The 16,213-nt window shown below is 37.8% G+C and carries 13 protein-coding genes; all 13 read left to right on the plus strand.

Annotation, left to right across the window (positions count from 1 at the left end; translation table 11 throughout):
* The first annotated feature begins 125 nt into the window (after positions 1 to 125).
* The 13 genes from ACIQ38_RS05700 to ACIQ38_RS05760 all read left to right on the plus strand — a co-directional run bounded on the left by ACIQ38_RS05700 (position 126) and on the right by ACIQ38_RS05760 (position 16,199).
* Positions 126 to 2,366 (plus strand): DNA translocase FtsK, encoded by a 2,241-nt coding sequence (locus ACIQ38_RS05700; protein WP_483880206.1) that lies wholly within the window; start codon positions 126 to 128, stop codon positions 2,364 to 2,366.
* A 155-nt stretch (positions 2,367 to 2,521) separates the two neighbouring features.
* Complete coding sequence (locus ACIQ38_RS05705; protein ID WP_402819220.1) at positions 2,522 to 3,250, plus strand: GntR family transcriptional regulator; 729 nt, start codon at positions 2,522 to 2,524, stop codon at positions 3,248 to 3,250.
* Positions 3,251 to 3,305: 55 nt separating this feature from the next.
* The gene (locus ACIQ38_RS05710) at positions 3,306 to 4,388 is read left to right on the plus strand and encodes a BMP family lipoprotein (RefSeq protein WP_402819222.1); all 1,083 of its coding nucleotides are present in this window, start codon (positions 3,306 to 3,308) and stop codon (positions 4,386 to 4,388) included.
* A gap of 549 nt (positions 4,389 to 4,937) precedes the next feature.
* Positions 4,938 to 5,666, plus strand: coding sequence for a GntR family transcriptional regulator (locus ACIQ38_RS05715; protein WP_402819225.1), 729 nt, complete (start codon positions 4,938 to 4,940; stop codon positions 5,664 to 5,666).
* A 47-nt stretch (positions 5,667 to 5,713) separates the two neighbouring features.
* Positions 5,714 to 6,790 (plus strand): BMP family lipoprotein, encoded by a 1,077-nt coding sequence (locus ACIQ38_RS05720; RefSeq protein ID WP_402819228.1) that lies wholly within the window; start codon positions 5,714 to 5,716, stop codon positions 6,788 to 6,790.
* A 132-nt stretch (positions 6,791 to 6,922) separates the two neighbouring features.
* The gene (locus ACIQ38_RS05725; RefSeq protein ID WP_402819231.1) at positions 6,923 to 8,473 is read left to right on the plus strand and encodes an ABC transporter ATP-binding protein; all 1,551 of its coding nucleotides are present in this window, start codon (positions 6,923 to 6,925) and stop codon (positions 8,471 to 8,473) included.
* Entirely contained in the window at positions 8,463 to 9,509 is a 1,047-nt protein-coding gene (locus ACIQ38_RS05730; protein WP_402819234.1) for an ABC transporter permease, read from the plus strand. Before ACIQ38_RS05725 ends, ACIQ38_RS05730 begins: the two co-directional genes overlap by 11 nt.
* Before the next feature lies 1 nt (position 9,510).
* On the plus strand, positions 9,511 to 10,470 hold the full coding sequence (locus tag ACIQ38_RS05735) for an ABC transporter permease (protein WP_402819237.1): 960 nt from the start codon (positions 9,511 to 9,513) through the stop codon (positions 10,468 to 10,470).
* A 620-nt stretch (positions 10,471 to 11,090) separates the two neighbouring features.
* Positions 11,091 to 12,368, plus strand: a complete 1,278-nt coding sequence (gene yfmF, locus ACIQ38_RS05740) for an EF-P 5-aminopentanol modification-associated protein YfmF (protein WP_402819240.1) — start codon at positions 11,091 to 11,093, stop codon at positions 12,366 to 12,368.
* On the plus strand, positions 12,361 to 13,665 hold the full coding sequence (gene yfmH, locus ACIQ38_RS05745) for an EF-P 5-aminopentanol modification-associated protein YfmH (protein ID WP_402819243.1): 1,305 nt from the start codon (positions 12,361 to 12,363) through the stop codon (positions 13,663 to 13,665). Before yfmF ends, yfmH begins: the two co-directional genes overlap by 8 nt.
* Positions 13,658 to 14,389, plus strand: a complete 732-nt coding sequence (gene ymfI / locus ACIQ38_RS05750; RefSeq protein WP_402819246.1) for an elongation factor P 5-aminopentanone reductase — start codon at positions 13,658 to 13,660, stop codon at positions 14,387 to 14,389. The genes yfmH and ymfI overlap by 8 nt, the downstream gene beginning before the upstream one ends.
* A gap of 126 nt (positions 14,390 to 14,515) precedes the next feature.
* Positions 14,516 to 15,322, plus strand: a complete 807-nt coding sequence (locus ACIQ38_RS05755; RefSeq protein ID WP_402819249.1) for a DUF3388 domain-containing protein — start codon at positions 14,516 to 14,518, stop codon at positions 15,320 to 15,322.
* Positions 15,323 to 15,338: 16 nt separating this feature from the next.
* Positions 15,339 to 16,199: a helix-turn-helix domain-containing protein gene (locus ACIQ38_RS05760; RefSeq protein ID WP_402819251.1), complete on the plus strand. Its 861-nt coding sequence runs from the start codon at positions 15,339 to 15,341 to the stop codon at positions 16,197 to 16,199.
* The last annotated feature ends 14 nt before the right edge of the window (positions 16,200 to 16,213 follow it).

Genomic DNA, 16,213 nt, shown 5'->3' on the forward strand with positions numbered 1-16,213 from the left:
TGAATAATAAAGGGATTTCCTTTCGGAACACGGAAGGAGATCCCTTTTTATAACGAAAGCAGGTGATATGGTTGGCACAGACTAAAAGAAAACCAGTAAAAAAAGCAGCACCGAAAAAAAAGACAATGCATCCGCTAATGTTTGAAATTATTGGATTACTTATTATTGGACTAGCGATCATTTCCTTTTTCGAATATGGTCTAGTTGGTCGAGGGCTAGCATATATCGGTTATTTCCTATTCGGGAACTGGCATATTGCCATTCCTTTTATGTTTATCGTTTATGCACTTATAATTATGATGAAGCAAACTTTTCCAGCATGGAATCATCGTCTCTTATTGGGAAGTGGGTTTATTTTAAGTAGTTTATTGCTATTTAGTCACATAGCTCTTTTCCAACAACTATTTGAAGGAAAAGGATTAATGACCAATTCTGTTTTAAGGGAAAGCTATCGTGTGTTAGTGGAAAGTGGAGGTATTATAAATCAAACGAGTTCTCTTGGTGGAGGTATATTAGGGGCTGTTTTATTTGCCTCGTTTCATGTTTTGTTTGATTCCTCTGGTGCAAAGATTGCTGGTTGGCTTTTATTATTAATAGGAATTATTTTATGGACTGGGAAGGCACTTGTACCATTAATGATGGAAGGTGCACCAAAACTTCGAGATAAAATAGCCGATTATAAGAAAAAGAAAAAACCGGCACCACCTAAAAAGACAACAAGACGATCGAAGAAAGAACAGCCTCAGGAAGAAGCAGTGACTGTCCATGATGAGGTTTTAACGATTAGAGAAGAAGTGGTAGAGGAAGTTTCTGCACCAATTATTTCGGCTTTTACGGAACGAATCGCGAAAAGAGAAGAGAAGGTCGAAGTAGAGCCAGAAGAAATAACGGAACCAATTGAACTCCATATGGAAGCGGAAGAAGTAGAAAACGAAGATTATCAACTGCCGCCTATTACACTTTTAGATGCTCCTGCACATAGCGACCAAAGTGGCGAGTTAAATGCACTTCAAGCTAATGCTCAAAAACTAGAAAAGACATTTTTAAGTTTTGGCGTAAAAGCAAAAGTAACGCAAGTACATTTAGGTCCAGCAGTGACAAAATACGAAGTCCTTCCAGACGTTGGAGTGAAAGTAAGCCGTATTGTTAGTTTACATGATGATTTGGCGCTAGCGCTTGCAGCAAGAGATATTCGTATTGAAGCCCCGATTCCAGGTAAATCTGCTATTGGGATTGAAGTTCCGAACACAGAAGTGGCCATCGTTAGCTTACGTGAGGTATTAGAATCGGAGGAAAATAATAAGCCGAATTTGAAACTGCTCATTGGATTTGGACGAGACGTAACTGGACAAGCTGTACTTGCGCAATTAAACAAAATGCCCCATTTACTAGTAGCAGGTTCAACTGGAAGTGGGAAAAGTGTTTGCATTAACGGAATTATTACAAGCATCATGATGCGAGCAAAACCGCATGAAGTAAAAATGATGATGATCGACCCAAAAATGGTGGAGCTAAATGTATATAATGGCATACCGCATTTGCTTGCTCCGGTAGTGACAGACCCTAGAAAGGCATCACAAGCATTGAAAAAAATCGTTTCGGAAATGGAACGACGATATGATTTGTTCTCCCATACAGGTACACGAAATATGGAAGGATATAATGAATATATCGACAAATGGAACGAAGAAAACGATGAAAAACATCCGAAGCTTCCATATATCGTAGTCATTGTGGACGAGTTGGCGGATTTAATGATGGTTGCATCCAGTGATGTAGAAGATTCCATCACACGTCTAGCGCAAATGGCTCGTGCTGCTGGTATCCATTTAATTATTGCGACACAAAGACCGAGTGTGGACGTTATTACTGGAATTATTAAAGCAAATATTCCTTCTAGAATAGCCTTTGCTGTATCTTCAGCGATCGATTCACGCACCATCCTGGATATGGGTGGCGCGGAAAAGCTTTTAGGTCGAGGAGATATGTTGTTTTTACCAGCAGGAAGTTCGAAACCTGTTCGTGTGCAAGGTGCCTTTTTGTCAGACGCTGAAGTAGAACGCATGGTCGACTTTGTCATCGAACAGCAAAAAGCTAATTACCAAGAAGAAATGATTCCAGATGAAGTAGAAGAGTCGCAAGAACAAGTGGATCGGGATGAGCTTTATGATGAAGCTGCACAATTAGTGACAGATATGCAAACTGCATCGGTTTCACTTATCCAAAGAAGATTTAGAGTAGGCTATTCTCGGGCTGCTAGAATTATCGATCAACTCGAATTGGGTGGAATAGTAGGACCTTATGAAGGAAGTAAGCCACGTCAAGTACTTGTCTCAAAAAACGCTGGAGATTCTGATTTAATATGACAATATGATTACAATTAGATAAAGTTTATGTAAAGTCAATAGATAATAAAATAATAAAAGTATTTATTTTGAACATTTAAAGTGTTATAGTATGACTGATTAGTAGGAATGTTTTACATCAGAGGTCTGATCTCGAAAAATGGTGGTGTTTTTATATGACAATAAAAGTAGATCATCGTCCTTTGTATCTTCAAGTGATTGATCGTATTAAAGAAGACATTGAAAAAAACATATTCAAAGAAAAGGAAAAGCTTCCTTCTGAATTTGAATTAGCAAAATCACTCGGTGTTAGTCGTGCAACTTTAAGAGAAGCTCTACGTTTATTAGAAGAAGAAAATGTCATTGTCAGACGACATGGAGTCGGGACTTTTGTTAATTCAAAACCCGTCTTCACGTCTGGTATTGAACAGCTTTCAAGTATTTCCTCTATGATTCGAAGTGCGGGTATGGAACCAGGAACAATTTATTTGAGTTCTATGCAATCGCTTCCAACAGAAGAAGATATAAAGCGCTTCCAATGTAAAGAAGAGCAATCGATTATTTCAATGGAACGTGTCCGTACTGCAAATGGAGAACCAGTTGTGTATTGTGTCGATAAAGTTCCAAAGCATTACTTGCCTAATGATTTTCTCATAAGAGAAGAAGGTTCTATTTTTACTGCATTAGAGGAATCTGGAGACATACGTGTATCTCATGCGGTCGCGTTTATAGACCCTATTGGATACCATGAAGTTGCTTCACCGACTTTGAATTGTGAACCGGAAACTTCTTTGCTTGTGTTAAAACAACTTCACTATGACGAAAACGATCGTGTGGTTTTGTATTCGAAAAATTATTTTCGAGCAGATAAATTTAGTTTTCATGTTGTTCGAAAAAGGGTGTAAAAGGCTTTAAATTCCTACTAATAAGAAAAAGAGAAAATAATTGGGGGTTTTCATTTTGTCAAAACGTAAATTTGGTTTAGGTCTATCATTTGTATTAGCTGCAGGTACTATCCTTGGAGCTTGTGGTACAAAAGACGAAGAAACAAAAACTTCAACAGGTTCAGAAGGCAAGGATACTGAAACTACAGAAACAAAAGATTTCTCTATCGCTATGGTAACCGACGTTGGTGGTGTAGATGATAAGTCTTTCAACCAATTAGCATGGGAAGGTATTGAAGAGTGGGGTAACGAACATGGCCTTGAAAAAGGGGATGGTGGCTATGATTACCTTCAATCAAAAGGCGATGCTGATTATATGACAAACTTAAACAGCTTAGTACGTCGTAATTTCGATGTAGTTTATGGAATCGGTTTCTTAATGGAAGAACCAATTGGTACGATTGCAGGCCAACAACCGGAAGCACAACTTGCTATCATCGACGGTATTGTGGATAAACCAAATGTTGCTTCTGTAATGTTTAAGGAGCAAGAAGGTTCTTTCTTAGCTGGTGTTGCAGCAGCACTTATGTCTGAATCAAAACAAATTGGTTTCGTTGGAGGAATGGAAATTCCAGTTATCGAACGATTTGAAGCAGGATTCGTAGAAGGTGTTAAAGCAGTAGATCCAAGTATTAAAGTAGATGTACAATACACTGGTAAATTTGATGATGCAGCTCTTGGTAAAACAACTGCTAACCGTATGTATTCTTCAGGCATTGATATTATTTTCCACGCAGCTGGTGGTACTGGTAACGGTGTATTCGCGGAAGCTAAAGAGCGTAAAACAAAAGATGCTAATGCGAACGTATGGGTAATCGGAGTGGACTCTGACCAATACGAAGAAGGTGCTATTGGTGATACTAACATTACACTAACTTCTATGCAAAAACGTGTAGATGTAGCAGTACAAACAATTGCAAATGAAGCAATGGCTGGTAATTTCCCAGGTGGGAAAACAGTAACTTATGGTTTAGCAGAAAAAGGGGTGCAGCTTGCTGACTCTCGCGGAGCTATCCCACAAGATATTCTAGACCAAATCGAAGAATACTCTAAAAAAATTGTTGATGGCGAAATCACTGTTCCTGAAACAGTAGAATAATTAGTTTTTCTAACATCATAAAGGCCGATGCTCATCGGTCTTTATGATATTTTAATTAATAGATGAAAGATTTTAAAAAATTCAACCTACAAAATTTAAGGTCTTTCCTGTATTAATTTTGTAAACAGTACTAAGATGAAATGATTCCAGATGAAGTAGAAAAACAACATGAACAAGTATACCGGGATGAATTGTATGATGAGGCTGCACAATTAGTAATAGAATATGTAACTGCATCGATTTGACAAATCCACAAACGCTTTATAATGGGTTATTTCAAGTTGCAGGAATTATCGATTAACTCGAATTGGGTATATTAGTAGGACCTCATAAAGGAAGTAGGCCATGCCAACTACTTATTGCAAAAAACGCCGTAGATATTGATTATATATGACAAAACGATTACAAAAAGGTTAAATTATTGTTAAGTAAATAGTTAAAAAATTTATAAAAGTATTTATTTCACTAATTAAAAGTGTTATAGTATGACTGATTAGTAGGAAGGTTTTACATCAGAGGTCTGATCTCTAAAAATGGTGGTGTTTTTATATGACAATAAAAGTAGATCATCGTCATTTATATCTTCAAGTGATTGATCGTATAAAAGAAGACATTGAAAAGGGCATATTCAAGGAAAAGGAAAAACTTCCTTCTGAGTTTGAATTAGCAAAATCACTAGGTGTCAGTCGTGCAACTTTAAGAGAAGCTTTACGTCTTTTGGAAGAAGAAAATGTAATTGTCAGACGACATGGAGTCGGGACTTTTGTTAATTCAAAACCTGTCTTTACGTCTGGTATTGAACAGCTTTCGAGTATTTCCTCTATGATTCGAAGCGCGGGTATGGAACCAGGAACAATTTATTTGAGTTCGATGCAATCGCTTCCAACTGAAGAAGATATGAATCGCTTTGAATGTAAGGACGAGCAATCGATTATTTCGATGGAGCGGGTCCGTACTGCAAATGGCGAACCAGTAGTATATTGTGTGGATAAAGTTCCAAAGAATTACTTGCCTGTAGATTTTCTCATTAGAGAAGAAGGTTCTATTTTTTCCGCATTGGAGGAATCTGGAGAAATTCATGTATCCCATGCGGTTGCATACATCGATCCTGTTGGATACCATGAAATTGCTTCTCCTACATTAAATTGTGCTCCGGAGACGTCTTTGCTTGTATTAAAACAACTGCATTATGACGAGAATGATCGTGTGGTATTGTACTCGAAAAATTATTTTCGGGCAGATAAATTTAGCTTTCATGTTGTTCGAAAAAGGGTGTAAAATATTTCCGAGTCCTGCTAATAAGAAAATAAATGGAGGTTTTCATTTTGACAAAACGTAAATTTGGTTTAGGTCTTTCACTTGTCCTAGCTGCTGGAACAATTCTTGGCGCTTGTGGTACAAAAGACGAAAAAGCATCAACTGGTTCAGAAGGTACAGACAAAGGCACTACAGAATCAACAGATTTTTCTATTGCAATGATCACTGACGTTGGTGGAGTAGACGACAAATCTTTCAACCAATCAGCTTGGGAAGGTTTTCAAGCTTGGGGTGCAGAACATGGTCTTGAAAGAGGCGATGGTGGTTTTGACTATCTTCAATCAGCAGGAGACGCTGATTACGTAACAAACTTAAATAACTTAGTACGTCGCGATTTCGACATCGTTTATGGTATTGGTTTCTTATTAGAAGAGCCGATTGGAACAATTGCTGACCAAAAACCGGATAACAAATTCGTTATTCTTGATGGTGTTGCGGACAAGCCAAACGTTGTTTCTGTATTGTTTAAAGAACAAGAGGTAGCATACCTTGCTGGTGTTGCAGCTGCACTTATGTCAGAAACTAAACAAGTTGGTTTCGTTGGAGGAATGGAAATTCCAGTTATCGAACGTTTTGAAGCAGGATTCGTTGAAGGTGTTAAAGCAGTAGATCCAAGTATTAAAGTAGATGTACAATACACTGGTAAATTTGATGATGCTGCACTTGGTAAAACAACTGCTAACCGTATGTATTCTTCAGGTGTAGATATTATTGCACACGCAGCTGGTGGTACTGGTAACGGTGTATTTGCAGAAGCAAAAGAACGTAAAACAAAAGATCCGAATGCAAACGTATGGGTAATCGGAGTTGACTCTGACCAATACGAAGAAGGCGCTGTTGGCGATTCTAACGTAACACTTACTTCTATGTTGAAAAAAGTTGGAGTAGCGGTACAAGACGTTGCGAATGCTGCAATGGCTGGAGACTTCCCAGGTGGAACTACATTAACTTATGGTTTAGCTGAAGAAGGCGTTGAACTTGCTGATTCACGTGGAAATATCCCACAAGACGTTTTAGACCAAATCCAAGAGTATGCAGATAAAGTTGCTGCTGGAGAAATTACTGTTCCTGAAACTTTGGAATAAATTATTAAACGAAAATCATAAAGACCGAGATATTTCGGTCTTTATGATATTTTAATTAATAGAAGAAAGATTTTAAAAATTTAAAGTCTTTCCTGTATTAATTTTGTACTAGTATAGTAGGGAGTGAATTCATTGGAATATGTAATAGAGATGCTAGGCATTCGAAAAGAGTTTGGATCATTTGTTGCGAATGATAATATTACTCTCCAATTAAAAAAAGGAGAGATTCATGCTCTTTTAGGAGAAAATGGAGCTGGAAAATCCACTCTCATGAATGTACTATTTGGCCTATATCAACCGGAAGCCGGAGAGATAAAAGTGAATGGGAAGACTGTGAATATAACAGATCCGAACGTAGCGAATGATCTTGGTATCGGGATGGTTCATCAGCATTTTATGCTTGTGGAAAATTTCACGGTAACAGAAAACATTATTTTAGGGAATGAATTAACGAAGGGCGGCGTGATCGATATTAAAGATGCTGCCAAAAAAATTCATTCTTTATCAGAAATGTACGGTTTGGCAGTGGATCCATACGCTAAAATTGAAGATATATCTGTTGGTATGCAACAACGTGTAGAAATCTTAAAAACACTATATCGTGGTGCTGAAATACTAATTTTCGACGAACCGACCGCATCTCTTACTCCTCAAGAAATAGTGGAGCTCATCCAAATTATGAAGCGACTCATTCAAGAAGGAAAGTCGATTATTTTAATCACGCATAAATTAAAAGAGATTATGGACGTTTCAGACAGAGTGACCGTTATTCGAAAAGGAGAAGGAATTGGTACAGTTATTACCTCTGAAACAAATCCCAATGAACTTGCTTCTTTAATGGTTGGTAGACAAGTTGATTTTACAACAGTGAAAGACGAAGCAAATCCTACCGATGATGCTCTAGTTGTTAAAAATCTAGTTGTTACTGATTATCGTGGCGTTGAAAAAGTAAAAAATTTAAATTTAACAGTACGTAAAGGCGAGATTTTAGGAATTGCAGGAATTGATGGAAATGGTCAATCGGAGTTAATCGAAGCTATTACTGGACTTAGAAAAACAAAGAGTGGATCTATTTCGATCAATGGACAAGATATTACGAACAAAAAGCCTCGTAAAGTGACAGAAACAGGGGTTGGGCATATCCCACAAGACCGTCATAAGCACGGACTTGTACTGGATTTCCCAATCGGGCATAATATTGCATTACAAACGTACTACCTAGATCCGATTTCCAAAAATGGTATTATGAATTATGGAAAAGTTTCGGAGCTAGCTCAGAAAATAATTCGCGAATATGATGTTCGAACACAAGGAGAATATACTCCAGCACGTGCCTTATCTGGTGGTAATCAGCAAAAAGCGATTATTGGACGTGAGATCGAACGTAATCCAGAATTATTGATCGCTGCACTTCCAACTAGAGGATTAGATGTTGGTGCAATCGAATTTATTCACCAAAGATTGATCGAACAACGTGATAAAGGCAAGGCGGTACTACTACTATCGTTTGAACTAGATGAAGTTATGAACGTTTCAGACCGAATCGCGGTTATTTATGATGGGCAAATTGTGGATACATTATTGCCAAAAGAAACAACAGAGCAGGAGCTAGGATTGTTAATGGCAGGTCAAACTACGAGAGAAAATGTTGTAAAACAGGGGGATAAAGAAAATGCCGAATAGAGTAGTTAATATACTTGTCCCTGTTATTTCCGTTATATTAGGTCTACTTGTTGGAGCAGTAGTGATGATAGCAAGTGGATATGATCCAGTAGCAGGGTATACTGCATTATGGAACGGTATTTTTGGAGATTCCTATACAATTGGAGAAACTGTTCGTACAATAACTCCTTATTTGTTATCCGGTTTAGCAGTTGCTTTTGCTTTCCGTACAGGGTTATTTAATATCGGTGTAGAAGGACAATTACTAGTCGGTTGGTTTGCAGCTGCATATGTAGGAATTGCCTTCGACCTACCAATGTATATTCATTTACCACTTGCCATTATCGCAGCTGCTGTAGCAGGAGGACTATGGGCATTTATACCTGGTCTTTTAAAAGCAAAATTACAAGTTCATGAAGTAATTGTAACGATTATGATGAACTATATTGCACTTCATACGACGAATGTGCTTATACGTATCGTTGCAAAAGGAAAAGAAACAACAGAACCTATTAAAGAAACGGCTTCTTTGAAATCTGCTTTTTTTGAAAGTATGACAGATTTTTCGAGATTACATTATGGTATTTTCATAGCACTTGCCATGGTTCTAGTAATGTGGTTTATTTTAGAAAAAACAACGACTGGTTTTGAATTGAAGGCAGTTGGATTTAATAAGCACGCATCCGCTTATTCTGGTATGAATGTAAACAAAAACATTATTCTTTCAATGGTTATTTCTGGAGCTTTTGCAGGACTTGCTGGTGCAATGGAAGCACTTGGTACATTCCAATACGCGAGTGTAAAAGGTGGCTTTACAGGAATTGGATTTGACGGAATCGCAGTAGCTCTTTTAGGGGCAAATACGCCGCTCGGGGTTGTGTTCGGTGCCACTTTATTCGGTGCGTTGAAATTTGGTTCATTAAATATGCCAAACGCAGCAGGTATACCGGTTGAGATCGTTTCAATCGTTATTGCCCTTATTATTTTCTTTGTAGCATGTGGTTACATTATTCGCTATTTCCTTCTAAAGTTAAACAAGAAAAAGGAGGCGAAATAACATGAGCTTTTTAGAGGTTCTATATTTCATTATTCCGTCGGCCATATTTTATGCTGCTCCGTTAATCTTTACTGCAATCGGTGGGGTTTTCTCAGAACGTTCTGGTGTTGTTAATATTGGACTAGAAGGTTTAATGGTAATGGGAGCATTTATCGGGATTATTTTCAACTTGACGTTTGTCGGTACTTTTGGTGCGATGACTCCTTGGGTTTCGATTATAGCGGCAATGATCGTTTCTGGTATATTTGCGATTATGCACGCAGTAGCAACGATTTCATTCCGTGCAGATCAAACGATTTCTGGGGTAGCGATCAATATGCTAGGTGTCGCGATTGCATTGTTCTCCGTTAAAATGATTTACGGGAAAGGACAAACAGATTATATTCAAGAACGCTTTATCCGTTTTGATATTCCTTTTTTAAGTGATATTCCGGTTCTAGGACCTATGTTTTTTAAAGATGTCTATTCAACATCGATTTTAGCTTTCATCGTAGCAATCGGTGCGTGGTTTGTTATTTATAAAACACCATTTGGTTTACGTCTTCGCGCTGTAGGTGAACACCCCATGGCAGCAGATACAATGGGTGTTAATGTAACGAAAATGCGCTATATAGCTGTTATTTTATCTGGTATGTTCGCTGGTGTTGGTGGAGCAGTTTATGCACAATCTATTTCAGCCGAATTCAGCCATTCGACGATTAATGGACAAGGGTTTATGGCGCTTGCTGCGATGATTTTTGGTAAATGGCATCCACTTGGAGCGCTTGGAGCCGCATTATTCTTTGGTTTTGCACAAGCATTAAGTATTGTCGGTGGACAAATTCCGATTATCAATCAAGTACCAAGCTATTACTTGCATATATTACCGTATGTCTTGACGATTTTAGCGGTAGCTGGATTTATCGGAAAAGCACATGCACCAAAAGCTAGTGGTGTACCGTATATTAAAGGAAAACGATAAAATAGAAGGGACCAATTAAATTTGGTCCCTTTTTGTTGTTTGTGTTGGGAACTATAAAACATAAGACACTTTTATCTTGTATGTATTTTAGGGATAGTGCGTCGTAGTCAAAGCCGTCTCAATCCAAGTAAAGAGCTATTTTAAGAAATGGTTGCTTTCATTGGCAATTTAGTTGCCATCGCGCTGATTTGGTTGCTTTCGGAATAGAATTGATTGCTTTCAATGACCGAATGGTTGCCCTAATCCATTTATTGGATTCACACTGTCGAAATACTGTAGAAGATTTTGTTTTTAGCTAGTAGATACTGAATTAGTAAGCGATTTTCCATTGATTTTCGCTGCAGATGTCGACTCCAGTGGGATCAAGTGAGTAAGATGAGACATCCCAACGTACGCCTAAGCGGCGGGGATGGCTCATCACTCACCCCACGGAAAGCGTACAACTACAGCGAAAATCACAGTGGTCACCAGTCAACTCACTAAGACTTATTATCCCTATTATGTACGTTATTCCATTGTTCGTTCCTATTTGATATAGTTGTTTGAATATGTACAATGAATATATGTATAGTAAAATGGTATAAGAGATACACTAGAAAGAAAAAGGGGGATATTACAACATGTTTCAACAATTTGAACTTGCGCGTGGCGTTAAGCTTTACGTAAGACCTACAGAACAATTTAAAACGATTAATATATCGTTTAAATGGAAACAACAGTTAACCGAAGAACAAGCGGCAATTCGCGCTGTTTTAGCGAATGTTTTGCAATATAGTAATGCAGAATACCCAACGAACGCGGAATTCCGAAAGCGTTTAGATGATTTATATGGTGCCGTTTTATATTTTGATACGGGAAAAAAAGGGAATCATCATATTTTTTCGTTGAATGCGGAAACTGTAAATGATGCTTATTTATCCAACGAAAAAGTAGTGGATGAAGTATTCAACTTATTACATACAGTTCTTTTCAAACCAAAACAAGTTGATGGAAAATTTGTAGAGTCGATTGTAACTAGGGAAAAAGACCAAGTTATTGAACGTATTCAATCGATGTATGACGATAAAACAAGATATGCTCAACAACGATTGCTAGAGAATATTCGTCCAAATCACCCTGCTTCTATCTCTGCTAATGGTACGGTTCCAGCAGTTAAAGCTGTAACAAATGAACAATTAGTAGCCATGCATCAAACGATCCTCACAGAAGACAATTTGTCTATTTATATTGTCGGGGATGTCAATGCACAAGAAATCAAAGAAAAAATAGCTAGCCATTTTCCGTTTACAAACAGAACATCAGTACTAGTACACGATGTAGAAGCTGCAAAAGCTTCCTCAGAAAATGGGTTTTTACATGAAATCCAAGATATGAAACAAGGTAAGTTGCATATTGCATACAAGACACCAGTTACTTTCTTCTCAGAAGAATTCCCGATTATGCAAATGACGAATGGTATATTAGGTGGCTTTGCACATTCCAAAATATTTATGAATGTGCGTGAAAAAGAAAGTATGGCCTACTATGCATCAAGTAGTTATGCGTCATTATATGGATTGATATTCGTCTTAGCGGGTATTGATGCTAATTTGCAGGATAAAGCGGTGAAGCTAATTGATGAACAGTTAAAAGCGATGCAACAAGGCGATATTTCTGATTTAGAAATCAATCAAACAAAATCGATGTTAACAAACCAATTAAAAGAAGCATTGGATTCAGCTCGCGCACAAATTGAAATTTACGATCAATATAAAGAAATAAATGAGTCATTTACAGTGGAAAACTGGGTTGCCAAATGGTCCAATGTCACGAAGGATCAAATTCAAGAAATGGCTCAGAAAATAGAGAAGGAATTCGTCTATTTCCTATCAGGTAAGGAAGGTGCAACCAATGAATGAAACATATTTTAAACAATTAGAAGAAACGTTATACCATGAGCAATTGCCGAATGGTTTAGATGTATATATATTACCAAAAAAAGGGTTTTCCAAAACATTTGTAACTTTTTCGACGAAGTATGGCTCAATTGACCGAGAATTTATTCCACTTGGGAAAAAGGATCCGGTAATCGTTCCGGACGGGATTGCTCATTTTTTAGAGCATAAAATGTTTGAGAAAGAAGAAGGAGACGTTTTTCAACAGTTTAGCGAAAAAGGGGCCTCTGCAAATGCCTTCACTTCGTTTACAAAAACGACTTACTTATTTTCATCTACCGATCATGTATTAGAAAATACGAAAACATTACTTGATTTTGTACAGCAACCTTATTTCACTGAAGAAACGGTGGAAAAGGAAAAGGGTATCATTGCCCAGGAAATAACGATGTATGATGACCAGCCCGATTGGCGTTTATACTTCGGTGCTATTGAAAATATGTATAAAGAACACCCAGTGAAAATCGATATTGCGGGTACAGTAGAGTCTATTGATAAAATTACGGCCGATCATTTATATGAGTGTTATCACACATTTTATCATCCATCCAATATGACCGTATTTGTTGTTGGAGCTGTGAACCCACAAGAAATGATGAATTTCATTAAGCAAGATCAAGCTGCGAAAAAATTCGAAGCTCCACAAGAAATAAAGCGATTTTTCCCGACTGAACAAACGAATGTTGCTTTTGAAAAACGCAGTTTACAAATGGATGTGCAAAAACCAAAAATTATTTATGGCATCAAGTCGACTAATACCGATATTTCAGGAAAAGAAATGCTAAATTATGAGCTATCTATGCAAGTGGCAATCGAATTATTATTTGGTAGAACATCTGCATTTTATCAGGACGTCTACGAAAAAGGATTAATCGATGAATCATATTCAGCAGACTTTTCGATGGAAAAAGGCTATGGCTTTACAATGATCGGTTCGGATACAGTAAATGCAGAAGAACTTGCCGAGAAGATTAAACAATCAATTCAACGATATGGAAAAGAGGGGCAGTTTACGGACGAAGATTTAAAGCGAGTGACACGTAAAAAAATTGGGTTTTTCTTACGGGCTTTGAACTCCATCGAATATATTGCCAACCAATTTACAAGATATTCATTTAACGATATGAATTTATTTGACGTTGTTCCTGCACTTGAAAATCTAACAATGGTTCAAGTAGTTGAAGCTCTAGAATCTTTAAAAGATGAACAGACGCATACAGTATTTACGGTTGTTCCATTCGAGAAAAACAGCAATGAGTAAAAAGTTTGCATTAGTGTTAGGGGCTTCAGGAGAAATAGGGGACACGATTTGTCGAAACTTGGCGAAAGCTGGCTGGTCTCTATACCTACACTATTCAAGTAATAAAGCGCGTGTAAGCGTGCTGATCGATGAATTGGAACAATTATACCCTTCCCAAGAATTCATGCTTATACAAGCGGATATGCGGGAAATAAGCTCCATCGAAAAATTAGCGAATTCAATTTATTCCCTTCATTCCATCGTTTTTGCTCATGGGCACAGCTTGTATAAAGGGCTGGAAGATACAACTGCGGAAGAAATACGTCACTTATTTCAAGTGCATGTGGAGCATCCGATGTTCCTTTTAAGTAAGGTGACTTCCAAGCTTCGTAAGCAATTGCATAGTTCCATAATTTTCGTTGGCTCTATATGGGGAGAAACGGGGGCCTCTTATGAAGCGGCATACTCTGCTGCTAAGGGAGCGCAACATGCATTTGTGAAAGCATACGCAAAAGAAGTTGCACACTCGAAGGTAACGGTTAATGCGGTAGCGCCAGGGTTCATCGATACGAAAATGAATCTCCATGTAGAACAGGAAGCACGTACGCTTATTTTAGAAGAAATACCAGCAGGTGTTTTCGGTACAACACAAGACGTTGCGGATGCGGTTGTCTTTTTGGCCAGTGAAAAGGCACATTATATAACGGGTCAAATTATCCGCGTAAACGGTGGATGGTATATTTAAGAAGGATGAAGAGAAAAGAGAGATATTGTGCTCTTTTCTTTTTTTCTTTTATTCAACTAGGAATTCATATATGATAGAACTTATAATAGGTAAATAACGTCATCTAATGAGAGAGGACAGATACGTATGACAAGTGAGTGGTTTTTTGAATACGAAATTCAAATAAATCGTCCCGGACTTTTAGGAGATATTTCTTCTTTACTTGGTATGCTTCGTGTAAATATTGTTACGATTAATGGCGTAGACGAAGGTCGTCGTGGTATGCTTATAAAAGCAGAAAAAAAGGAAAATATCGAACGCTTTGAACATATCGCTTCGACAATGGAAACGATTCAACTAACGAAATTTAGAGAACCGAAGCTAAGAGATCGGCTGGCAGTGCGTCACGGTCGTTATATTCAGCGAGATGCGGATGACAAAAAGACATTTCGATTTGTCCGCGGAGAACTAGGTATACTTGTCGATTTTATGGCCGAAATCTTCAAACAAGAAGGTCATAAGCTTATTGGCATAAGAGGAATGCCACGAGTAGGTAAAACAGAATCGGTCGTTGCAGCAAGCGTTTGTGCAAATAAAAAATGGATTTTCCTTTCTTCCACAATGATCAAGCAAACCATTCGAAGCCAACTGATTGGGGACGAGTTTAGCGATCGCAATATTTTCATCTTGGATGGCATTGTGACAAGAAATTCAAATGATGAAAAACATCAAATGTTAGTAAGAGAAATGATGCGAATGCCTACGATAAAAGTAGTAGAGCATCCGGATATGTTCATTCAACACTCCGAGTATTCCATTGATGATTTTGATTATATTATTGAGCTTCGTCATAATCCAGATGAAGAAATTTCGTATGAAATGATGGAGAAAAACCACACCATGTCAGATAAAGGAATGAGTGGTTTCGGTGGATTTGGTGGTTTTAATTTTTAACGGGCAGGTGTTTTAGTTGACTGAACTGGGCGCTCGCTTAAAAGAAGCGAGATTAGCAAAAGGTTATAGTATTGACGATTTACAAGAAATAACAAAGATTCAAAAAAGGTATTTGGCAAGTATTGAAGAAGGAAATTATGCCACTATGCCAGGTGCATTTTATGTGCGTGCATTTATTAAGCAATATGCAGAGGCTGTTGGATTGAATCCAGACGAATTATTGGAAACATATAAAACGGATATTCCTTCTCCATCCAATGATGAAGTATCCAAAAGTATTCCTACGACGCCATCTAGGCGAACTTTAGGTGGACGCTCTTCCAACAAGTTGATGGAAGTTTTTCCGATGATTGTCGTGGCGCTATTTATTATCGCAATTATTGTAATTGTGTGGACTTTATACCAACAAAGACTTGGAGACACTCCTGATCTTGATGAACCAAAAGAAGATGTGCTGATTGAACAACAGCCGCAATCAGAGCAAAACTCAAAGGATCCAGTAGTGGAAGAGCAAGAAGAGCCTGAAGCACCTGTCGAGGAAGAAGTAGAAGAAGAGCCTGTGGTAGAGCAAAAACTGACGTTTGTGGAAACACAAGGGGAAACATCTACGTATGATTTAACTGGCGCTGAAAACTATGTAGTGAAATTGGTTACTACAAATAGAACTTGGTTGAACATAAGAGACCAAGATAACAAAATTTTAGTGGACCAAGAAATCGCAGCTGGGCAGACTTTTGAATTAGATGTAGCTAGCTCATCTAAAGTTCGTGTACGTGTTGGTTCGACTCCTGGTAATACAGTCTATATGAATGACCAAGTAGTGGAATTCCCGAACGATAGAGCTACGCAAAACTTAGTAATACAGTTTCAAAAATAGTCATCTTTTAGATG

Origin of the sequence: Psychrobacillus sp. NPDC096389 (assembly GCF_044762855.1) — a bacterium.
GTDB lineage: Bacteria > Bacillota > Bacilli > Bacillales_A > Planococcaceae > Psychrobacillus.